Source organism: Pseudarthrobacter sp. NCCP-2145 (assembly GCF_023708005.1).
In the GTDB taxonomy this organism is placed as follows: domain Bacteria; phylum Actinomycetota; class Actinomycetes; order Actinomycetales; family Micrococcaceae; genus Arthrobacter; species Arthrobacter oxydans.
In genome coordinates this window covers 58,569-79,870 of the sequence record NZ_BRCG01000023.1, presented here as the reverse complement: position 1 = coordinate 79,870, position 21,302 = coordinate 58,569, and the positions used below count along the sequence as shown (strand labels likewise).

17 protein-coding genes are annotated in these 21,302 nt (G+C 65.6%); 9 read left to right on the top strand and 8 right to left on the bottom strand.

Annotated features, from left to right (window positions below):
* Window positions 1-210: 210 nt before the first annotated feature.
* From NFU08_RS21045 to NFU08_RS17535, 5 genes are all read right to left on the bottom strand, one after another.
* Window positions 211-285 carry a 50S ribosomal protein bL37 gene (locus NFU08_RS21045; protein ID WP_369299106.1) on the bottom strand — a complete coding sequence of 25 codons (75 nt, stop codon included), beginning with the start codon at window positions 283-285 and terminating at the stop codon, window positions 211-213.
* Between the two features lie 124 nt (window positions 286-409).
* Complete coding sequence (locus NFU08_RS17550; RefSeq protein WP_251424943.1) at window positions 410-1,021, bottom strand: PadR family transcriptional regulator; 612 nt, start codon at window positions 1,019-1,021, stop codon at window positions 410-412.
* Window positions 1,021-1,848, bottom strand: a complete 828-nt coding sequence (locus NFU08_RS17545; RefSeq protein WP_251424941.1) for a DUF4097 family beta strand repeat-containing protein — start codon at window positions 1,846-1,848, stop codon at window positions 1,021-1,023. The genes NFU08_RS17550 and NFU08_RS17545 overlap by 1 nt, the downstream gene beginning before the upstream one ends.
* Before the next feature lie 85 nt (window positions 1,849-1,933).
* Window positions 1,934-2,533, bottom strand: coding sequence for a GDSL-type esterase/lipase family protein (locus NFU08_RS17540; protein ID WP_156507369.1), 600 nt, complete (start codon window positions 2,531-2,533; stop codon window positions 1,934-1,936).
* A gap of 188 nt (window positions 2,534-2,721) precedes the next feature.
* Entirely contained in the window at window positions 2,722-6,504 is a 3,783-nt protein-coding gene (locus tag NFU08_RS17535) for a multifunctional oxoglutarate decarboxylase/oxoglutarate dehydrogenase thiamine pyrophosphate-binding subunit/dihydrolipoyllysine-residue succinyltransferase subunit (RefSeq protein WP_251424939.1), read from the bottom strand.
* A gap of 552 nt (window positions 6,505-7,056) precedes the next feature.
* Here NFU08_RS17535 and NFU08_RS17530 point away from each other — a divergent pair.
* The 5 genes from NFU08_RS17530 (at window position 7,057) to NFU08_RS17510 (ending at window position 12,342) form a co-directional block, all read left to right on the top strand.
* A complete protein-coding gene (locus NFU08_RS17530; RefSeq protein ID WP_251424937.1) occupies window positions 7,057-8,463 on the top strand; it encodes a hemolysin family protein in 1,407 nt (468 codons plus the stop codon).
* Window positions 8,460-9,530, top strand: coding sequence for a hemolysin family protein (locus NFU08_RS17525; protein ID WP_174179074.1), 1,071 nt, complete (start codon window positions 8,460-8,462; stop codon window positions 9,528-9,530). Before NFU08_RS17530 ends, NFU08_RS17525 begins: the two co-directional genes overlap by 4 nt.
* Window positions 9,531-9,662: 132 nt before the next feature.
* Entirely contained in the window at window positions 9,663-10,652 is a 990-nt protein-coding gene (locus NFU08_RS17520; RefSeq protein ID WP_251424935.1) for a metal ABC transporter solute-binding protein, Zn/Mn family, read from the top strand.
* Window positions 10,649-11,464, top strand: coding sequence for a metal ABC transporter ATP-binding protein (locus tag NFU08_RS17515; RefSeq protein ID WP_174179079.1), 816 nt, complete (start codon window positions 10,649-10,651; stop codon window positions 11,462-11,464). The genes NFU08_RS17520 and NFU08_RS17515 overlap by 4 nt, the downstream gene beginning before the upstream one ends.
* Window positions 11,464-12,342 (top strand): metal ABC transporter permease, encoded by an 879-nt coding sequence (locus NFU08_RS17510; RefSeq protein ID WP_251424934.1) that lies wholly within the window; start codon window positions 11,464-11,466, stop codon window positions 12,340-12,342. The genes NFU08_RS17515 and NFU08_RS17510 overlap by 1 nt, the downstream gene beginning before the upstream one ends.
* Here NFU08_RS17510 and NFU08_RS17505 read toward each other — a convergent pair.
* Window positions 12,339-12,803 carry a Fur family transcriptional regulator gene (locus NFU08_RS17505; RefSeq protein ID WP_174179083.1) on the bottom strand — a complete coding sequence of 155 codons (465 nt, stop codon included), beginning with the start codon at window positions 12,801-12,803 and terminating at the stop codon, window positions 12,339-12,341. The genes NFU08_RS17510 and NFU08_RS17505 overlap by 4 nt on opposite strands.
* Window positions 12,804-12,897: 94 nt before the next feature.
* On the opposite strand from NFU08_RS17505, the gene NFU08_RS17500 reads away from it, so the two are divergent.
* Window positions 12,898-13,554 carry an MBL fold metallo-hydrolase gene (locus NFU08_RS17500; RefSeq protein WP_174179085.1) on the top strand — a complete coding sequence of 219 codons (657 nt, stop codon included), beginning with the start codon at window positions 12,898-12,900 and terminating at the stop codon, window positions 13,552-13,554.
* Here NFU08_RS17500 and NFU08_RS17495 read toward each other — a convergent pair.
* Window positions 13,551-14,654, bottom strand: coding sequence for a PLP-dependent cysteine synthase family protein (locus NFU08_RS17495; RefSeq protein ID WP_251424932.1), 1,104 nt, complete (start codon window positions 14,652-14,654; stop codon window positions 13,551-13,553). The two genes, NFU08_RS17500 and NFU08_RS17495, sit on opposite strands and share 4 nt — an antisense overlap.
* Window positions 14,655-14,730: 76 nt before the next feature.
* Between NFU08_RS17495 and NFU08_RS17490 the strand changes: the two genes are divergently transcribed.
* Genes NFU08_RS17490 through NFU08_RS17480 form a run of 3 tightly spaced genes read left to right on the top strand, consistent with a single transcriptional unit; the run spans window position 14,731 to window position 17,206 of the window.
* Entirely contained in the window at window positions 14,731-15,627 is an 897-nt protein-coding gene (locus NFU08_RS17490) for a sulfurtransferase (RefSeq protein ID WP_251424930.1), read from the top strand.
* Window positions 15,624-16,784 carry an NAD(P)-dependent alcohol dehydrogenase gene (locus NFU08_RS17485; protein ID WP_251424929.1) on the top strand — a complete coding sequence of 387 codons (1,161 nt, stop codon included), beginning with the start codon at window positions 15,624-15,626 and terminating at the stop codon, window positions 16,782-16,784. The genes NFU08_RS17490 and NFU08_RS17485 overlap by 4 nt, the downstream gene beginning before the upstream one ends.
* Complete coding sequence (locus tag NFU08_RS17480) at window positions 16,781-17,206, top strand: HIT family protein (RefSeq protein WP_251424927.1); 426 nt, start codon at window positions 16,781-16,783, stop codon at window positions 17,204-17,206. Before NFU08_RS17485 ends, NFU08_RS17480 begins: the two co-directional genes overlap by 4 nt.
* Window positions 17,207-17,263: 57 nt before the next feature.
* On the opposite strand, the gene hrpA is transcribed toward NFU08_RS17480, so the two are convergent.
* Window positions 17,264-21,241 (bottom strand): ATP-dependent RNA helicase HrpA, encoded by a 3,978-nt coding sequence (hrpA, locus tag NFU08_RS17475; RefSeq protein WP_251424925.1) that lies wholly within the window; start codon window positions 21,239-21,241, stop codon window positions 17,264-17,266.
* Window positions 21,242-21,302 lie beyond the last annotated feature (61 nt).

Genomic DNA, 21,302 nt, shown 5'->3' with positions numbered 1-21,302 from the left:
CCTCCACATCCAAATACCCGCGTTGCGCGTCCTCGCGTCCCTGCATAAGACCAGTCTTAACCACCAGCCTCACCAGTCCAGCCGACGCGCCTAAACCAGCGGATATTTCAGCAGTCTCCTAGGGCGCCACTCCCCAGCTGACAACAAAGAACCCCGGAAGCCATGTGGCTTCCGGGGTTCTTTGCTTGAACCGTAGTTCCTGGCATGTGCCTAGGTGTTGGGGCGCTTCCCGTGGTTCGCGCCGCCACGCTTACGGTCACGACGCTTGCGTGCACGCTTGCTCATAGCTGGCCTCCTTAATGTTGGTACTCAAAAGAGCTGCCCTCAAGTCTCCCACATCACGGGGCGGCCCGCGAACCAGGAACAGCCGGATGACCTGCGCATTGACGGCGGTGGGACCCCTGGCGGGCTAAGAGCCCAGTGAGTTGCGGATGGAGATGCCGGCCTGTTCCAGGACTGTCCTCAGCGTTTCCAGTGCCAGGGGGCTGAGCGGTTGCCTGCCGGCGTGCAGCCGCAGCTCCGCCCTGAGGTCGTCCCGGAACTGCTGGAGCATCATTTCGGCTTCCTTGAGGGACCGCTGGCTTTCGGCCGGCAGCCGTCCGGGGACCCTGAACTCCGTGGACAGTGCGCTGGCGCGGGCTGCCTCTGCGGTGGCAGCAAGGTCCGCACGCAGCCCCCTCATGTTGCTGCGGATGTCCGCGCGCAGGTTGTCCGCCAGCCGCCGGACAGAGGCTGAAATCTCGCTCTCCACGCCTGCCAGCTCGTCGCGGCGGCGGTTGAGCTCCGCCAGGCCTGCGGAGGTGATGTGGTAGTTCGTGCGGCGGCCGGCGGATTCGGTGGCAACCAGGCCTTCCTCCTCGAGTTTGCCCAGCCGGGGATAGATGGTGCCGGCGCTGGGGGAGTATGTCCCGCCGAACCGCTCCTTGAGCGCCTTGATGAGCTCATAGCCGTGTTTGGGCCCGGACTCAAGAAGCGCCAGAAGGTAAAGCCGGAGCGCGCCGTGGGCAAAGACCGGTGCCATCAGGTCCCTGCTTCTGCGTTTCCTGCCACGGTCCTATGGAAGATGGAGGTTTTTCCGGACACTGAGTTGGTCCGCACCAGCATCAGCTGGCCGTCAGGGCCCGCAATGGTTTCCACCTTGCCTCCCACCACCGTGTACCGCTGGTCCCCGATCACCACCGCACCGCTGGCGGACTTGGCGATGATGTCCACGCCTACGTCGTGGGGCAGCCGGATGGTGATGTCTCCCGAAACTGAGTTCGCGCCGAAGTCATGGGTGAAACCCAGGAGGTCGAAGCTCATGTCCCCGCTGACGGTGTTCGCCCGGATATTGCTGAGGCGGCCGGACGCCGTCACTTCACCGGAGACGCTCTTGGCCGTCAGGACCCCGGTGTGGTTGCGGATGGAGACTTCCCCGCTGACAGTCTGGACGTGCAGGTCCCCGGCTGTGCTGTCCGCCATGACCGAACCGGAAACCGTGCTGAGGCGGGTGTTCGCGGCTATGCCGGACACCAGCCCGTCGCCGCTGACGGTGCCGGCTTCCACGCTGACGTGGGCCGGCACGGCAATGCTGATGACGGCCGAGTTTTCGCTGTTGTGGTTGACCGTTCCCATCAGGTTCTTGAACCAGCCTTGCGGGCCGTGCAGCTGGTGGCGCACCTCCAGCCGGCCGTCGCTCAGGGAAACAGCCACCGGATCACCGTGCACATCCGAAATCTCTACCCGCGTGACGGGTTCCTGGTGCGTAACGACGTCGAAGCGTCCCTGCACCATGCCCAGTTTCAGGGACGTCACACCGTCGACGTCGATGGTCTCCGGACTGGTGACAGTCCATTCTTGATCGGTCACGGGCCCTCCAGGCGATATATCGTGTTGACCCTTCCCAACGTACCCCTGCCCATGGGGCAGGTCAAGATATATCGCGAACCTGGTGCTACTCCGGAGCGTCCAGGCCCAGCCACTGGAACCAGCCACGGTGCAACACCAGCCAGGCCATCAGCCCGTAGCCGGCCTGGCCGGGCGTGCCGCCCTGGGCTGCCAGGTCCTGCCGCCACTGTTCGTGGTTCAGGAGCGGGGAGAACGTGTCCACGTACAGGTGCTTGCGCCGGGTGGTGACGTCGGCGAAGGCGGTGTTGAGTTCGTCAAGGCGCCTGTTCTGGGCGGGGTCCAGGGTGGGGGGAGGGCCCACCACGAAGACCTCGATACGGTTCTGGGACGCCGAGTCCAGGATGTTGGCCAGGTTGAGCCGGCTGCGTGCGGTGGAGAGCCCGAACTCAATGTCGCGTCCGGAGAGCCCGATCACCAGGCGGTTCTCCGCCTTGTCGCTGAAGCGGCGCCCGGCCTCTTCGAGCCAGCGCGCGGCAAGGCCTTCCGTCCCTTCCTCAGGGCAGGGGAGGGCGTAGCTTTCGAGGAGCATGCTGTCCCGGGGAGTGCGGGCCAGCACACGGCCCAGCCAGCCGAGGGCCCGGGGGTCACCCAGTCCGGCCAGCAGTTCATCTCCTACAGCTGCAATCCGCAGCTTCCTGTCTTCCACGCGTTCCTCTTTACGTCGGTGCCTTGCCGCCGCCGCGGGCCTGGTTCAGGCCGCGGGGTAGGGCCGTGCATGCGATTGGGGCTTTTCATTCAGCGCTGCCTGTTTCCTTCAGCGCTGTGCACTCCATTAAACAGAACCGCCCGGCCGGAGTCTGGGATTTCGACGTCCGGCCGGGCAGCCTTTAGTGCTTACTTCCGTGCAAATGCCTGCTTCAGGAGGACATCCTGCTCCGCGGCGTGCCGTTTCATGGAGCCGGCGGCAGTGGATGCCGACGCCGGACGCGAAACCAGCCGGATGGTGCGCTCCAGGGCACCCGGAAGGTTCAGGCCAATGAACGGCCACGGACCCTGGTTGGCAGGCTCGTCCTGCGCCCACATAACTTCCGCGTTCGGGTACTTGGCGAGTTCCTTTGCGATCTCCTCGTGCGGCAGCGGGTAGAGCTGCTCCACGCGGACGATCGCGGTGGTCTTGTCATCCGTCTTCTGCCGGGTGGACAGGAGATCGTAGTACAGGCGGCCGGAGACCAGCAGGACGCGTTCGACGGCGTCCCCAGCCAGCTGCTCGTGTTCCCCAATGACGGGGCGGAACGTGCCGGTGGTGAAATCCTCAACGGATGATGCCGCAGCCTTGAGGCGCAGCAGCTGCTTGGGCGTGAAGATGATCAGCGGCTTGCGCGGCCTGTTGTAGGCCTGGCGGCGCAGCAGGTGGAAGTGCGAGGCCGCCGTGGTGGGGTTGGCCACGATCATGTTCTCTTCGGCGCACAGCTGCAGGAACCGCTCGATCCTCGCGGAGGAGTGGTCCGGGCCCTGGCCTTCGTAGCCGTGGGGCAGCATCAGGACCAGCGAGGACCGCTGTCCCCACTTCTGCTCCGCGGAGGAGATGAACTCGTCGATGATGGTCTGGGCACCGTTGACGAAGTCGCCGAACTGCGCCTCCCACAGGACCAGCGCATCCGGCCGCTCAACAGAGTAGCCGTACTCGAAGCCCATGGCCGCGTATTCCGAAAGCAGGGAGTCGTAGATCCAGAGCTTCGCCTGGTCGTCGGTGAGGTTGCCGAGGGGGAGCCATTCCTTGCCGTTGGCGCGGTCGTGGAAGACGGCGTGGCGCTGCACGAACGTGCCGCGGCGGGAGTCCTGTCCCGCCAGGCGTACAGGAACTCCTTCCATGATGAGTGAACCGAAGGCTGCGATTTCACCGAAGCCCCAGTCGATGCCGCCCTCGCGGGACATCTGTTCGCGCTTCTCGAGCAGCTGCTTGAGCTTCGCGTGGACGGTGAAGCCCTCGGGGACTTCCACGTGCGCCTTGCCGATCCGGGCCAGGGTGTCCGCGGAAATGGCCGTCGAGACCGGCGCGGAGGTGCCGGAGTCGGACTGCTGGGAGATGGGACGCTCGATGTCCGAGACAGCGGCCGTGTCTGCCGTGACGATCGGGATAGGGGAGGTCTGGGCCGCGTGGGTTTCGGCGAAGACGCGTTCCAGGCGCTCCTGGTAGTCGCGGAGCAGCTGCTCGGCTTCTTCCTCGGTGATGTCGCCACGGCCGATCAGGGACTCGGTGTAGAGCTTGCGGACCGAGCGCTTGGCCTCAATGAGGTTGTACATCAGCGGCTGGGTCATCGAGGGGTCGTCGCCCTCGTTGTGCCCGCGGCGGCGGTAGCAGACCATGTCGATGACGACGTCCTTGTGGAACCGCTGGCGGAACTCGTAGGCGAGCTGCCCGATGCGGACCACTGCCTCGGGGTCGTCGCCGTTCACGTGGAACACAGGGGCCTGGATCATCTTGGCAACGTCCGTGGAGTACGTGGACGAGCGTGATGATGACGGGGCCGTCGTGAAGCCCACCTGGTTGTTGACAACAACGTGGATGGTTCCGCCGGTGCGGTAGCCGCGGAGCTGGGACAGGTTGAGCGTTTCGGCGACAACGCCCTGGCCGGCAAATGCCGCGTCACCGTGGACCATGATCGGCAGGACAGGGAAGGACTCGCCCTGGTCCAGCCGGTCCTGCTTGGCGCGGACAATGCCCTCCAGGACGGGGTCCACCGCCTCAAGGTGGGACGGGTTGGCGGCGAGGTAGACCTTGGTTTCCTTGCCGTTGTCCGAGGTGAAGGTCCCCTCGGTGCCCAGGTGGTACTTGACGTCGCCGGATCCCTGCACGGAGCGGGGGTCCTGGGTGCCTTCGAATTCGCGGAAGACCTGCGCGTAGGTCTTGCCGGCGATGTTGGTGAGCACGTTCAGGCGGCCGCGGTGGGCCATGCCGATGGCTACCTCGTCCAGGCCGTCGTCGGCGGCGTCGGACATGATGGCGTCCAGCAGCGGAATCAGGGACTCGCCGCCCTCCAGCGAGAAGCGCTTCTGGCCGACGAACTTGGTCTGCAGGAAGGTTTCGAAGGCCTCGGCTGCGTTCAGCTTGGAAACGATGCGCAGCTGCTCTTCGCGGCTGGGCTTGGAGTAGGGGTGCTCCAGCTGGTCCTGGAACCATTTGCGTTCGGCAGGCTCCTGGATGTGCATGTATTCGATGCCGGTGGTGCGGCAGTAGGCATCGCGCAGGACGCCCAGGATGTCGCGGAACTTGAGCATCGGCTTGCCGCCGAAGCCGCCGGTGGGCCATTCACGGTCCAGGTCCCAGAGCGTCAGCCCGTAGGTCAGGACGTCGAGGTCCGGGTGCTTGCGCTGGACATACTCCAGGGGATCGGTGTCCGCCATCAGGTGGCCGCGGACGCGGTAGGAGTGGATCAGCTGCTGGATCCGTGCCACCTTGTTGATTTCGTCGGCCGGGTCCACCTGCTTGTCGGCGCTCCAGCGCACGGGCTCGTACGGGATACGGAGCGACTCGAAGATTTCATCGTAGAAGTTCTGTGCGCCGAGGAGCAGCTGGTGGACAAGCTTGAGGAACTCGCCGCTGCCGGCACCCTGGATCACGCGGTGATCGTAGGTGGAGGTCAGGGTGAGGACCTTGCTGATCGCGTTCTGGGCGATGATCTTTTCGCTGGCACCCTGGAATTCTGCGGGGTAGTCGAGGGCGCCGACGCCGATGATGGCAGCCTGGCCCTTGGACAGGCGGGGCACCGAGTGGACGGTGCCGATGCCGCCGGGATTGGTCAGCGACACGGTGGTGCCCTGGTGGTCCTCAGCCGTGAGCTTGCCGTTGCGGGCGCGCTTGATCAGGTCCTCGTAGGTGTGCCAGAACTCGGAGAAGTTGAGGGTTTCGGCCTTCTTGATGTTCGGGACCATGAGCAGGCGGGTGCCGTCCGGCTTCGGCATGTCGATGGCAATGCCGAAGTTCACATGGGCCGGCTGGACGGCAACGGGCTTGCCGTCCACTTCGTCGTAGTACACGTTCATGGAGGGGAACTGGGAGAGCGCGCGGATCACGGCGTAGCCGATGAGGTGCGTGAAGGAGACCTTGCCGCCGCGGGCGCGGGCCAGGTTCGAGTTGATGACCACGCGGTTGTCGATCAGCAGCTTGGCCGGGATGGCGCGGACGCTGGTGGCCGTGGGCACCTGGAGGCTGGTGACCATGTTCGTGGCGATGGCCTTTGCCGGTCCGCGGAGGACGGAGACGACGTCTTCCTCAGGAGCGGTGGGTGCCTTGACGTTCTTGGGCAGCTGCGCCGGGATGGGCTGGGAGCCGGTTCCGGCCTCGGTCTTCTTGCCGCCGTCGCGGGCAACGGTGGCGGGGGCCTTCTTTGCCGGTGCGGGCGCGGAGGCCGGTGGAGCGGACGGTACCGGCGGGACCGCAGGTGCTGCTGCCGGCGACGGTGCCGGGGCTGCATTTACTGACGGCATTTCCCTGGTAGCGGGATGGGCAGAATTTCCGTTGGAAGAAGAACTGCCCGACCCGAACGATTCAAACAGCGGCCACCACTTGGCATCCACGGCGTTCTTGTCCTGCTGGTACTGCTCGTACAGTTCGTCAACGAGCCACTCGTTTCCGCCAAATTCCTCTGGTAGACGGTGGCTAGGCTGCTCTGGCACTTGAAATACGCCTCTTCCATGAGTTTGATTTCTCCCCGGCCCCACGGTGCTTCAGCAACACGTTCGAACCGATTTCTGCGTCCTCTGAACCCAGACCTTTGCAAGTCTAGTGAGCATCGTGTGTTAACTGCCAATAAGGGTGACCCAAATCATGAAGTGACGCGGGGATGGCGGAATATGGCGGAAAACGGCGTCATCAACGGTGTGTTGCCCGGCGGCGGAAAGACCGCCCGCGAAGCACCCGGCGGGTGGCAGTGCGGGTGAAGCTGGCGCAGGTGCCTCCTGTAGACTGAAGCTCTTATGGACAGTAAATCTAGGTGCCGGCCTGGGGGCTGTCAGCGGAGCATGAAGAGCAGCACCGCGCAGTCCACCCGCAGAGCCGGCAAACCCCGAACACCAGCCCATCATCCGCCGGCAGCGCGGCCGGCCAGCGGCCCCGGGAAACGGGCACCGGCTTCAGCCGACCATCCTCCGCCGGGAAGACGTTCCAGTCTCCGCAACTCCCCTTCTTCAGCCATGACATTCGCCACCGCCGTCCAGGCGGGATGCTGAATGGAATGGCTTCTCCTTGCAGCAGGCCTGCTGCTGATTGCCGGCACCGGATTCTTTGTGGCCGTCGAGTTCTCCCTTATCGCCCTGGACCAGCCCACGGTCCAACGTGCCATTGACGACGGCGACACCGGCGCTGTCCCTTTGCTCACCTGCCTGAAATCACTGTCCACGCAGCTGTCCAGCTGCCAGCTGGGCATCACTCTGACAACGCTCCTGACCGGCTACGTGATGGAGCCATCGGTGGGACGCCTCCTGGAAGCCCCCCTGGCCGCCGTCGGACTTCCCGACGTCGCCGTCGCTTCCGTCTCCCTGGTCCTGGCCATGGTGCTCGCCACCCTGCTCTCCATGCTCCTGGGCGAACTGGTGCCCAAGAACATGGCCATCGCGCTGTCCTTCCCGGTTGGCCGTGCGCTCGCCCGGCCCCAGCTGATGTTCACGGCCGTCTTCAAGCCGGCCATCGTGGTACTCAACGGATTCTCCAACAGAGTGCTGAACGTCTTCGGACTGGAGGCGAAGGAAGAAATTTCCGGTGCCCGGACACCGGCGGAACTCGCGTCACTGGTGCGCCGGTCCGCGGCCATGGGAACGCTCGACGCCGGCACTGCCAACTTCGTGGCGCGTACCCTCAACTTCTCCACCAGGACAGCGGCAGACGTCATGACGCCCCGCATCCGGGTGGAAACGATTGATGCCGACCAGCCCGTCTCGGATGTCCTCAGTGCCGCACGCCGGACCGGATACTCGCGGTTCCCGGTGATTGGTGATTCCGCGGATGACATCCGGGGGCTGGTCCACGTCAAGAAGGCAGTGGCTGTGCCGTGGGACCGCCGGCAGAACCTGGAGGCCGGTGCCATCATGACGGAGGTGCTGAGGGTCCCCGAAACCATCCACCTCGACGCACTGCTTGCGGAACTCCGCGAGGGCAACCTCCAGCTCGCCGTCGTCCTGGACGAGTACGGCGGAACCGCCGGCATCGCCACGCTCGAGGACCTGGTGGAGGAAATCGTGGGAGAGGTGGCGGACGAGCATGACAAGGTCCGCCCTGGACTCCTGCAGAGTGCCTCCGGCGACTGGTACTTCCCGGGCCTGCTCCGCCCGGACGAGCTGTCCGAGCAGATTCCTCGGCTGAGCGTCCCGGACGAAGCCGCCTACGAAACCGTGGGCGGATACGTCATGAGCAAGCTGGGCCGGATCGCCGTCGTTGGGGATACTGTCCCCGTTGGCGGCGGCACGCTGAGCGTCACCAGGATGGACGGGCGCCGCATTGACCGGATCTGTTTCCGGCCGGCTGCCGACTCCGACGACAACGACCGCGCGGACAGCTCCCAGCGCGACGATCATCCCAGGCGCGACGACAAGTCCACCCGGAACGGCAGGAACCAACGCGACGACAGGGCTGAACAATGAGCGACTGGGCCGGGATCCTCTGGCTGGCTGTGCTGCTGCTCGGCAACGCGTTTTTTGTGGCCGCAGAATTTGCCGTCATGTCCGCGCGGCGCAGCCAGATCGAACCGCTGGCCGAGGCAGGGTCCAAGCGGGCGCAGACCACCCTCCGCGCCATGGAGAACGTGTCGCTGATGCTGGCATGCGCACAGCTTGGCATCACCGTCTGCTCCCTCCTGATCCTGCTGGTGGCAGAACCGGCCATCCACCACCTCCTCGCCGTACCGCTGGAGACGCTGGGCCTGCCGAAGGAAGTTGCCGATGTGGCAGCGTTCGCGGTGGCGCTGATGCTGGTGACGTTCCTGCACGTGACCTTCGGGGAAATGGTGCCAAAGAACATCTCGGTCAGCGTGGCTGACAAGGCGGCGCTCCTGCTTGCCCCGCCGCTGATGTTCGTTGCCCGGCTGGTCCACCCCGTCATCTCGGTCCTCAACTGGTCGGCCAACCACATCCTCAAGCTCCTTCGCATCGAGCCCAAGGATGAGGTGAACTCCTCCTTCACGCTGGAGGAAGTGCAGTCCATTGTCCAGGAGTCCACCCGCCACGGGCTGGTGGATGACGACGCCGGGCTCATCACCGGCGCGCTGGAATTCTCCGAGTACACGGCCGCGGACATCATGGTTCCCCTGGAGAAGCTGGTTATGCTCCGGGCCGCCACCACGCCAGTGGAGTTCGAGAAGGCCGTGAGCCGCACCGGATTCTCCCGGTTCCCCATGCTTGACGAGGACGACATGCTGTACGGCTACCTCCACGTCAAGGATGTACTCTCCATCCCCGAGCAGGCCTATGAGCGGCCCATCGCCGAGAGCCGCATCCGCTCCCTGGCAAACCTGGCGCTGGACGATGAGATCGAGAAGGCAATGTCCGTCATGCAGCGCACCGGATCCCACCTTGCACGGGTGATCGGGCCCGACGGCAACACCAAGGGCGTCCTGTTCCTGGAAGACGTGATCGAGCAGCTCGTCGGCGAAATCCGGGATGCAACCCAGGCCACCGGCATCCGGCGGCTGGGGCAGCCCAACGGGGGTTAGCGGGAGGTGCCCTTCTCCCGCGGGCGGTGGGCACCGGTGTCATGGCACCCTTCTGTTCTAAATAGGAATCATTCCCATTTAGGTATAAGCTGGGAGGGTTGTTTTCGCCCCTTCCCACTGAATGAGGTTTCCGTGCGCCGTCCCGCCGCTGCCCGATCGTCCCTCGCTGCCCTTGCCGGGCTTGGCCTGCTCCTGACCGGGTGCAGCCCGCAGGCCGAACCGGCGCAGGAAGCAGCCGACGGAATCAACATCGTCGCCTCAACAAACGTCTACGGTGACATTGCCAAAACCATTGGCGGGGACAAGGTCAGTGTGACCGCCATCATCACCAAGACCAGCCAGGACCCGCATTCCTACGAAGCCACCGCCCAGGACCGGCTGGTGGTCTCGAAAGCCGACCTCGTCCTGGAAAACGGCGGCGGCTACGACGACTTCATCCACACCCTGGCGGAGGACAGCGGCCTCGACGACGCGAAGGTGCTCAACGCCGTCGAACTTTCCGGCCTGGCGCACCCTGAAGGGGAGGAAGCCGCCGCGGAAGCCCCGGCGACGGAACCCGCGGCAGAGGACGAATCTGCCCACGACCACGGCGAATTGAACGAGCACGTCTGGTACAGCCTTCCGGCGGTGGAACAGCTGGCCGACGAGATCGCCGCCAAGCTGGCCGAGCTCGAGCCCGCCTCTGCCTCGACATTCCAGTCCAACGCCTCCACTTTCAAAGCCGGCATAGAAGAACTGCACGGAAAGCTGGACGCACTGAAGGCCGCTTCGGCGGGTGCCCAAGTGGCCGTGACCGAGCCGGTGCCGGTGTACCTCCTGGCGGACGCCGGGCTGGTGAACGCTACTCCCGAGGACTACACTGCTGCGATTGAAGAAGGCTCGGACGTCCCGCCGGCAGTGCTCAAGGCCGCCACGGACCTCGTGGCTTCGAAGTCGGTGCGCCTGCTCGCCTACAACAGCCAGACCGAAGGCCCGCAGACGGAGTCGCTCAAGAAGGCGGCGGAAACTGCGGGTGTTCCCGTGGTCGACTTCAGCGAAACACTGCCGGAGGGCAAGACGTACCTTCAGTGGATGACGGACAATGTGGACAACATCACCAACGTTCTGGAGACAAATAGTTGAAACCCGTGGTCAGCCTCACCGGAGCGTCCCTGAAGTTCGGTAAGCGGGCGCTCTGGGAGGACCTGGACCTGGACATCATGCCCGGCGAGTTCTTCGCCGTCCTGGGTCCCAACGGAAGCGGCAAGACCAGTTTCCTGAAGGTCCTGCTGGGGCTCCAGGACCTGCACCGGGGGCAGGCCCTGCTTGGCAGCCGCCCGGTGGAACGGGGCAGCAGCCTCATCGGCTACATACCCCAGCAGAAATCATTCGCCCCGGACACTCCGATGCGCGCCCGGGACCTCGTCGGCCTCGGCGTGGACGGCCACCGGTGGGGCCTGCGCCTGTCCCCGGGCAAGGCCAACCGCAGGATCGACCAGCTCCTTGAACTGGTAGGGGCCACGGAGTATGCGAGAGTCCCGGTAGGCCAGCTGTCCGGCGGCGAACAGCAGCGGCTGCGGGTTGCGCAGGCCCTTGCCACCGATCCCCAGATCCTGTTGTGCGATGAGCCCCTGCTCTCCCTGGACCTCCACCACCAGCAGGCGGTCAGTGCCCTGATCAATAAGCAATGCCGTGAGCAAAACAGTGCCGTGGTTTTCGTGACGCACGAAATCAACCCCATCATCGACTATGTGGACCGGGTGCTGTACCTCGCCGGCGGCCGCTTCAAGGTGGGTACGCCCGAAGAGGTCATGACCACCGAGGTCCTTTCCGACCTTTACGGAAGCCACGTTGAGGTGATCCACGCCAACGGGCGCATCGTGGTGGTGGGCCTGCCGGATGCCACCACCCACCACCATGCCCCAACGCATGTGCTGGCCGGAGAGGCAGCCTGATGGATTGGGACAGCATTCTCGGCGCCATCTTCAGCTTCGAAAACTACGGCGAACTCCTGGTGCTGGTGCAGAACTCCATCTGGGCCGGTGCCGTCCTGGGTCTCCTGGGCGGCCTGGTGGGGACCTTCGTGATGAAGCGCGACCTGGCGTTTGCGGTGCACGGCATCTCCGAACTCTCCTTCGCCGGGGCCGCCTTTGCGCTGCTCATCGGCGCCGACATTGTGTTTGGATCGCTGATCGGGTCCGTCACCGCGGCGCTGTTGCTGGGCCTGATGGGTGTCCGGGCCAGGGACAAAAACTCGATCATCGGCGTCATCATGCCGTTCGGGCTTGGGTTGGGCATCCTGTTCCTGTCCCTCTACGAAGGCCGGGCCGCCAACAAGTTCGGCCTGCTCACCGGACAGATAGTCTCCGTGGACACGGTCCAGCTGCAGGCGCTTGCCGGAACGGCCGTCGTGGTGATGGTGGCCCTGGTGGCCATCTGGCGGCCCCTCAATTTCGCCAGCGTCGATCCTGAACTTGCCGAGGCGCGCGGAGTTCCCGTGCGGACGCTTGCCATCGTCTTCATGGTCCTGCTGGGCGTCAGCGTGGCCCTGTCCATCCAGGTGGTGGGAGCCCTCCTGGTCCTGGCCCTGCTGATTACTCCTGCCGCGGCCGCGCTCCGGGTGACGTCCTCGCCGGTTGCCGTGGTGCTGCTCAGCGTGGCCTTCGCGATGACTGCCACCGTTGGCGGGATCCTGCTGGCGCTGGGAGGACGCATCCCGATCAGCCCCTATGTCACCACATTGTCCTTCCTGATCTACGTGGTGTGCCGGGTGGTTGGCTCGGTGCGGGCCCGGAAGGGAATCAACGGGCGGGTCCTGGCGGGAACGGCTTAGGGGCTTCCGGCGGCCTTGCGCGCAGTGCAGTCCGGGCACAGGCCGAAGATCTCCACGGTATGGGCCACCTCTGTGAACCCGTGTTCCGCAGCTGTACGCGCCGCCCAGGTCTCCACCGCCGGAGCCTCGACTTCCACTGCCTTTCCGCAGTTCCGGCACAGCAGGTGGTGGTGGTGACCGGTCACGGCGCAGCGGCGGTACACGGCCTCGCCGTCGCCGTTGCGCAGCACGTCCACCAGGCCCTCGTCCGCGAGCGACTGGAGAATCCGGTAGGCGGTTGCCAGTGAGACCGAAACGCCCTGGTTCTGGAGGATCCGGTAGAGCTCCTGGGTGCTGACGAAATCGTCCAGTTCATCCAGCGCCGCGCTGACGGCCCTGCGCTGCTTCGTGACGCGCTGCTCCTTGCCGCCGCCCGTCGCCGGGGACGACGTGGTGGAATCAGCCTTGGCGCCGACGGGCATGGGTGGACTCGCTTCCTCAGGATGGTGGCAAAGATCCAGATTACCAGCCGGAGCTTCGTGGACATGGTCCCGGGGCGGACCCTAGGCTGGCGCTATGAAGCTGACGAAGTACACGCATTCCTGTGTCCGGCTGGAAAAAGACGGCAGGGTCCTGGTCCTGGATCCGGGCAACTTTTCGGAATCGGCTGAGGCCCTGCAGTCCGCGGAAGCGGTCCTGGTAACGCACGAGCACGCCGACCACATTGATGTTCCGGCCGTGGTGGACGCTTTGCGCGCAAACGCCGGACTGGCAGTCTTCGCCCCGGCGCGTGTTACCGGACAGCTGCAGGACAAGGCCACCGGCGAGGCCGCCCGCATTCACGCCGTGAACCCGGGCTCCACCTTCCAGGCGGCCGGTTTCACCATCCGCAGCTTCGGCGGCCAGCATGCCCTGATCCACCCGCAGATCCCCATCGTGGCCAACATCGGCTACCTGATTGACGACAATGTCTACCATCCGGGAGACTCCTTTGTGATCCCGGACGGCATCAGCGTCAAGACGCTGCTGGTTCCCCTCCACGCACCGTGGAGCAAGTCCGCCGAGGTGCTGGACTTCGTGATCGGCGTCAGGGCGCCGCGCGCATTCCAGATCCACGACGGACTGCTCAACGAGAACGGCCTGAAGGTTGTGGAAGGCCATGTCCAGCGGATCGGTGCCAAGTACGGCACCGAATACACCCACCTGGCGGCCCGGGAGTCTGTGGAGGTCTAGGCCAGCTCTCCTGTCCAGGTGCCTGTGTCCATGAACCGCCGGAGGACCGCTTCGTACGGCGCCGGGTCCAGCCCCTGGGCGGCCAGCCACTCCTGGTTGTAATAGTTGCCCGCATAGCGTTCACCGCCGTCGCACATCAGTGAAACGATGCTGCCTTTGCGGCCCGTGCCGACCATTTCTGCCACCAGCTGCCACACACCCCAGAGGTTGGTCCCGGTGGAGGGGCCAGCGTGGAGTCCCGCAAGGCCGTGGAGGTGGCGCATCGCAGCTACTGACGCGGCGTCCGGAACCTGCACCATGCGGTCGATCACGGACGGCACGAAGCTGGGTTCCATCCGCGGCCGCCCGATCCCCTCGATCCGGGACGGCAGGCCTGCCGGCGCGCCGGAGGTGCCCCGCCAGCCCGGGTAGAACGCCGAATTTTCCGGATCCACCACCAGCAGTTGTGTCGAGTAGCTGTGGTAGCGGAGGTACCTGCCGATGGTGGCACTGGTTCCGCCAGTGCCGGCTCCCACCACGATCCACTCGGGTACAGGGTGTTCCTCCAGCGCGAGCTGGCCAAAGATGGATTCGGCAATGTTGTTGTTTCCCCGCCAGTCGGTTGCCCGCTCGGCGTAGGTGAACTGGTCCATGTAGTGGCCGTTGCAGGTTTCTGCGACCTCCTGTGCGGCCGCGTACACCTCGGACGCGTGCTCCACCAGCAGGCAGGATCCGCCGAACTGCTCGATCAGGGCGATCTTCTCGGGACTGGTGGTGCGGGCCATCACGGCAACAAAGGGCAGGCCCAGGAGCTGCGCGAAATACGCCTCGGACACAGCCGTGCTGCCGCTGGAAGCCTCCACGATGGTGGTGTCCTCACGGATCCAGCCGTTCACCAGCCCGAAGAGAAAAAGTGAGCGGGCCAGCCGGTGCTTGAGGCTGCCGGAGCGGTGCGTGGATTCGTCCTTGAGGTAGAGGTGGACGCCCCAGTGCTCCGGAAGGGGGACGGCGTAGAGGTGGGTGTCGACGGAACGGTTGTTTTCTGCTCGGATCTTGCGGATTGCCTGGTCTGCCCAGTCCCGGTCCGCGGTGTACCGGCTGGCGCTGCGCTCGATCTTCACCGCACCAGCCTACCCGCGGCGGGAAGGGCTGCCGATAGAGTGGATCCGTTGGCCAAACCACCGCTGGAGGAGTGCAGTGAACCCCCTGATGGACGTTGCCGGTCTGAAGGCCCGCCTTGCGGATCACCGGCGCACGGTACTGCTGGATGTGCGCTGGGCGCTGGGCGATCCCCACGGCTACCGCCACTACCTGCAGGAGCACCTGCCGGGTGCCGTGTTCGTGGACCTGCAGACGGAACTTGCTGCTCCAGCGGTTCCCGAACGGGGCCGCCATCCGCTGCCGGCGGCGGAAGATTTCGAAGCGGGCGCCCGGCGCTGGGGCATCAACGACCGTGACGTCGTGGTGGCCTACGATGACAGCGGCAACATGGCGGCGGCGCGGGTGTGGTGGATGCTCCGCAACGCCGGCCTGGCGGAGGTATACCTGCTCGACGGCGGCCTGGCCGCCTGGCGTGCCGCGGGGCTTCCGCTCGAAGCGGGGCCCGTTGTTCCGGACCCCGGCGGTGTGCATCTGATAAACGGGAAGATGCCGGCCATCGATGCCGCCGCAGCGGCCGCCTGGCCGGACGCGGGCCTCCTGCTCGACGCACGGGCGGGGGAGAGGTACCGCGGCGAGTTTGAGCCCATTGATCCGCGGGCCGGGCATATCCCCGGGGCCATCAGTGCGCCGACATCGGAAAACGTGGACGGCAGCGGGCGGTTCCTGGCCCCTGCCGCGCTGCGCCGCCGCTTCGAGTCGATGGGCGTCCGCGACGGAGTGCAGGTGGCGGTGTACTGCGGATCCGGAGTTACTGCCGCCCATGAAGTCGCAGCCCTGGAAATCGCAGGATTCCCCGCTGCATTTTATCCGGGCTCGTTCTCGGAGTGGTCCAACAACCCGGACCTGCCCGTGGCCACCGGGGCTGAACCGGGCCGCGGCAGCGGAGGGCCGGGTGGCACCACGCCTCCGGGCAAGGGTAGCGTCGCATCATGACTCCAGGACGCCCCGTACCTCCGCCCCTTGCCAAACCAGTCGCCCCGGAAGCTGCCACTCCTGAAGCAACTGCTGTCGACGGCCGCCCCGCTGCCGCGTACGGCGCGACGTCACCGGACAGCGGACTCGTGCCGCTGACGCTCGCCCGGCGCGCTCCCGGGGCGGACGACGTCGAAATCGCCATCGAGTTCTGCGGCCTGTGCCACTCGGACGTGCACGCCACCCGCGGCGAGTGGGGCGGCAAGGTCTGGCCGCTGGTGCCCGGACACGAGATTGTGGGCACCGTCAGCCGGGTGGGTTCCGCTGTTGTGGACTTTGCCGTGGGTGACCGGGTAGGTGTGGGGTGCATCGTCGATTCCTGCCGTCATTGCGAAAGCTGCCTGGACGGCCTTGAACAGTACTGCGAAAACGGCATGACCGGCACCTACGGAGCCGTGGACCGCCGGAACGGTGATGCCGTCACCCAGGGCGGCTACGCCTCGTCCATCGTGGTGGACCGGCGCTACGTTCTCCGGGTGCCGGAAGCGCTTGATCCTGCCGCCGCTGCGCCACTGCTCTGCGCGGGGGTGACAACCTTTTCCCCGCTGCGGCACTTCGAGGTCGAAGATGGCGACGTCGTGGGCGTGGTGGGGCTGGGCGGCCTGGGCCATATGGCCGTCAAGCTTGCCAAGGCCATGGGAGCGAGGGTGGTGGTGTTCACGACGTCGGAGGCCAAGGTTGCGGCCGCCCTTGAGCTCGGCGCGGACGAGGTTGTCCTGTCCCGGGACGAGGACGCGATGGCTGCCGCCAACCGCAGCATCGACCTCATTATCGACACCGTGGCAGCTCCGCACGACCTCAACCCCTACTTCCGGACACTCCGCGTTGACGGTGCACTCTTCCAGCTGGGGCTCCCCTCGGAGCCGATGCCGCCCGTCAACCCGGGAGCACTGATCCGGCGCCGGATCGCCTACGCCGGCTCCCTCATCGGCGGCATTGCAGAAACGCAGGAGATGCTGGATTTTTGCGCGGAGCACGGAGTGGCCGCGGAGATCGAGATGGTCCGCGCCGACCAGCTTAACGAGGCCTACAACCGGATGGTGGCAGGCGATGTGAAGTACCGTTTTGTGCTGGACACCAGCACGCTGCAGGCACCCGCCAAGGAGGCACACGCATGAGCACACTGTTCACCAGGATCCTGAACGGCGAAATCCCGGGCCGCTTTGTCTGGCGGGAACCGGAGGTAGCTGCCTTCCTCACCACCGGGCCGCTCGCGGACGGCCACACGCTGGTGGTCCCCACCGAGGAAGTGGACCGCTGGACCGACGCATCCCCGGAGACCTTGGCCAAAGTCATGGAAGTGGCCCGCCGGATCGGCGCGGTGCAGGTGGAGGTCTTCGACGCGGCGCGGGCAGGCCTTATTGTGGCCGGCTACGAGATCAACCACCTCCACGTGCACGTCTGGCCTTCCCGGAGCATGGCAGAGTTCAACTTCGCCACCGCGGACCAGAACCCGGACCCGGACGTCCTGGACGCCAATGCGGAAAAACTCCGCCAGGGCCTCCGGGCTGCCGGACACGGCGAGTTCGTTCCGGCCTGACCTCCAGCCCGGCGCGGACCCCGGGGCGGGTCCGCGCCGCGGCAGGGGAAGGGACTCCTAAGCCGGGGCCAACGCCTTGTTGAGCACGGCACGGATGCGCTTCTCGGACACCGAATACGCTGTCCCGAGCTCGACGGCGAACAGGCTCACCCGGAGCTCTTCGAGCATCCAGCGCACCTGGGTTAATTCCGGTCCGGCCTTGCGTCCCGGAAGCAGGGCAGACACGGCGTCGTCGTAGTCGTCCTCGAGCCGCTGCACCACGGCCATGTTGAGGGCATCCCGCTGGACGTTCCCCGGCAGGCGTTCCAACCGCTTTTCGATGGCCGAAAGATACCTGGGGAGCTGGCTGAGCTGTGCGTAGCCCGTCCGTGCCACAAAGCCCGGATACACCAGCTGCTCCAGTTGGCTCTTGACATCATTGAGGGCGGAAAAGAGGGCCAGGCTGGTGGTTCCCTTCAGCTGCTTTTCGATCCGCCGGGTGCTGGCAAGGATGCGCTCCACCACTGCCGTCACGCTGAACACCGTGTCGATCAGTTCGGCCCGGACCACCTCATACAGGCGGTCAAAGGACGCCCGGTCCCACGGCAGTTCCTGGGGCGTGAGCTTGTCGATGGCCGCCAGCGCACAATCGGCGATCAAGGCCGAGACGGAGCCGTGCGGGTTCTGGCTGAACGTCAGTTTCTCGGTGTTGCTCAGGTGCTCCAGCACGTAGCGGTCCGGTGCCGGAACACGCAGGGCCAGCAGGCGGATGACACCCCCGCGCATCGCCTCCGACTGTTCTACCGCCGTCTGGAAGACCCGGAGCGCCACCGACGTACCCTGGTCCACAAGCGCCGGGTATCCCGTGACGGTGTGGCCCTTGACGGAGTTGCTCACCTGCCGCTGAAGGGTCCCGAAATTCCATTCCGTCAGGCCGTCCTGCTCCCTGAAACCGGTTGGGCCTGCGGTTCGCGGCGCTGTGGCCGGCTGCTGTCCTCCGAGGGAGCCGCCGTCGAGCGCTTTCCCGGATGCCTGTGACGCTTTCCTGCCGTTGCCGGGTGCCGTGGACGCAGGCGTCGCGCCGAGGGATTCGGCAATGGCCCGCCGGGTGGCCGGAGCCAGCTTCTCCTGCAAGGCTGCGAGGTCTTTGCCCTCATCCAGGACCTTGCCCCTGCTGTCCACCACTTTGAAGGACACGCGCAGGTGGGCCGGGACGGCGTCCCAGTTCCACGATCCAGGCGGGACGATATGCCCGCGGATGCGCCGCAGGGCAAGCTCAAGGGACGGTTCCAGTTCATCCGCCGCCGGATCAAAGTCGGCTTCCAGCACTGCCACTGCCTGGCGCGCCACGTCCGGGGCAGGAACGAAGTTCTTCCGGATCTGCTTGGGCAGCGACTTGATCAGGGCTGTCACCAGTTCCACGCGCTGCCCGGGGATCAGCCAGCGGAAGGCTTTGTCGTCCAGCTGGTTGAGGAACAGGACCGGCACTTCGGCGGTAACGCCGTCGGAGGGATTGGGCGGTGACCCCGGAGCAACCGGATGGAACTCGTAGCTTAGCGGAAGCTCGAAGCCCTTGTGCAGCCAGGTCTTGGGGTAGGCGGAGTCATCGAGGTCCTCCGCGTCGTCGCTGAGGAGGAGGGATTTGTCGTAGTCCAGGAGGTCCGGGTTCTTCTGCCGCGCATCCTTCCACCACTTGTCGAAGTGCCGCTCGGACACCACGTCAGGTCCGATCCGCGCATCGTAGAACTCGAACAGCGTCTCGTCATCCACCAGGAGGTCCCGGCGGCGCATCCTGGCCTCCAGCTCCTCCACCTCATGCAGGAGCGCCCGGTTGCGGTGGAAGAACTTGTGGTGGGTTTTCCAGTCGCCTTCCACCAAAGCATGGCGGATGAAGAGTTCCCGTGCGACGACGGGGTCAACCCTGCCGTAGTTGATCCTGCGTTGGGCGATGATGGGCACGCCGTAAAGGGTGACCTTCTCGTAGGCCATCACCGCACCCTGCCGGGTGGACCAGTGCGGTTCGCTGTAGCTGCGCTTCACCAGGTCCGGCGCCACCTGTTCGGCCCACACAGGATCGAACCTCGCAGCCACCCTCGCCCAGAGGCGGTTGGTCTCCACCAGCTCCGCTGCCATCACGAACGTGGGCGACTTCTTGAAGAGGGCCGAGCCGGGGAAGATGGCGAACCGGCTGCCCCGGGCACCCGCATACTCGCGCTTGCGTTCGTCAAGGATGCCGATGTGGCTCAGGAGCCCGGAAAGAAGGCTGATGTGGATGCCCTCGTGGTTGCCCACCGGATCGGCAAGCCGCTTGTTGTCGAGGCTGATGCCCAGGGGCCGGGCCAGTTGCCGCAGCTGGGCAAACAGGTCCTGCCACTCCCGGACCCGGAGGTAATTGATGAACTCGGCCCGGCACATCCGGCGGAAGGCCGACGACGACAGCTCCTGCTGCTTCTCTTGGATGTAGTTCCAGAGGTTGAGGAAGCCGGTGAAGTCCGAGTTCTCGTCCTTGAACCGGTTGTGCTTTTCCGCCGCGAGTTGCTGCTTGTCTGTTGGACGCTCGCGCGGGTCCTGGATGGTGAGGGCAGCTGCCAGGATCATCACCTCGCGGACACAGCCGCGTTTTCCCGCCTCCACGATCATCCGGCCCAGCCGTGGGTCCACTGGCAGTTGGGCAAGCTTCTGTCCGACGGCGGTGAGCCCGCCGCCGCTTTTCGTTCCGTCCGTGCCGTTCTGCGGCCGGGCGGCCGCGAGGGCGCCGAGTTCGCGGAGTAGCGTGACGCCGTCGTTGATTGCCCGCGTTTCAGGTGGTTCCACGAACGGGAAGTTTTCGACATCCTTGGGGCCGCGGGCCACTCCCATGGCGGTCATCTGCAGGATGACGGCGGCGAGGTTGGTCCGCAGGATCTCCGGATCCGTGTAGAGGGGCCGGGACTCGAAGTCTTCCTCGGAGTAAAGGCGGATGGCGATGCCGTCCGAGACGCGGCCGCACCGCCCCGAACGCTGGTTGGCGGACGCCTGTGAGACCCGCTCAATGGGCAGGCGCTGGACCTTGGTGCGGTGCGAGTACCTGGAGATGCGGGCGGTTCCGGTGTCGATCACGTACTTGATGCCCGGCACGGTGAGTGAGGTTTCCGCCACGTTGGTGGCCAGCACGATCCGCCGCTTGTTTCCCGGGTGGAACACCTTGTGCTGTTCCTGCAGGCTCAGCCGGGCGAAGAGCGGAAGGACTTCCGTTCCGGCCAGCCGGCGGTTGGACTGGATGCGGGCCTGCAGTGCGTCGGCCGCATCCCGGATCTCGCGTTCGCCGGAAAAGAAGACCAGGATGTCGCCGGGTGCTTCGGCGGCGAGTTCGTCGACGGCGTCGCACACGGCGTCGAGGGGGTCGCGGTCTTCCTCGAGTTCGTCGTCGGAACCATCCTCATCATCGGGACCAGCTCCACCGGGCGGCTGCGACAGCGGGCGGTAGCGGATCTCCACGGGGTAGGTCCGCCCGGAGACCTCGACGATGGGGGCGGGTTGGTCGGCTGTGCCGAAATGGCTGGCAAACCGTTGGGGGTCGATGGTGGCGGAGGTGATGATCACCTTGAGGTCCGGACGCTGCGGCAGGATCCGCTTCAAGTAGCCCAGGATGAAGTCGATGTTCAGGCTGCGCTCGTGGGCCTCATCGATGATGATGGCGTTGTACTTGCGGAGCAGCTTGTCCCGCTGGATTTCCGCCAGCAGGATGCCGTCCGTCATCAGCTTGACCTTCGTGGCGCGGCTGACTTCCCCGGTGAAGCGGACCTGGAAGCCCACTTCCTGGCCGATGTCCACGCCCAGTTCCTCGGCGATGCGCTCAGCCACGGTGCGCGCGGCCAGCCGGCGGGGCTGCGTATGGCCGATCAGGCCATTCTCGCCCAGCCCAAGCTCAAGGCACATCTTGGGAATCTGGGTTGTCTTACCGGAGCCGGTCTCACCGGCAATGATGGTGACCTGGTTTGCTGCGATGGCGGCCATCAGGTCTTCGCGCCGTTCGGAGACCGGCAGCTCAGCGGGATAGGCGATGTGAAGTGTCATGTCTGCTGACAGTCTACTGCGGGAGCCCGGGCATCCCGTTTCGACTGTCTGCAGTTGCTTC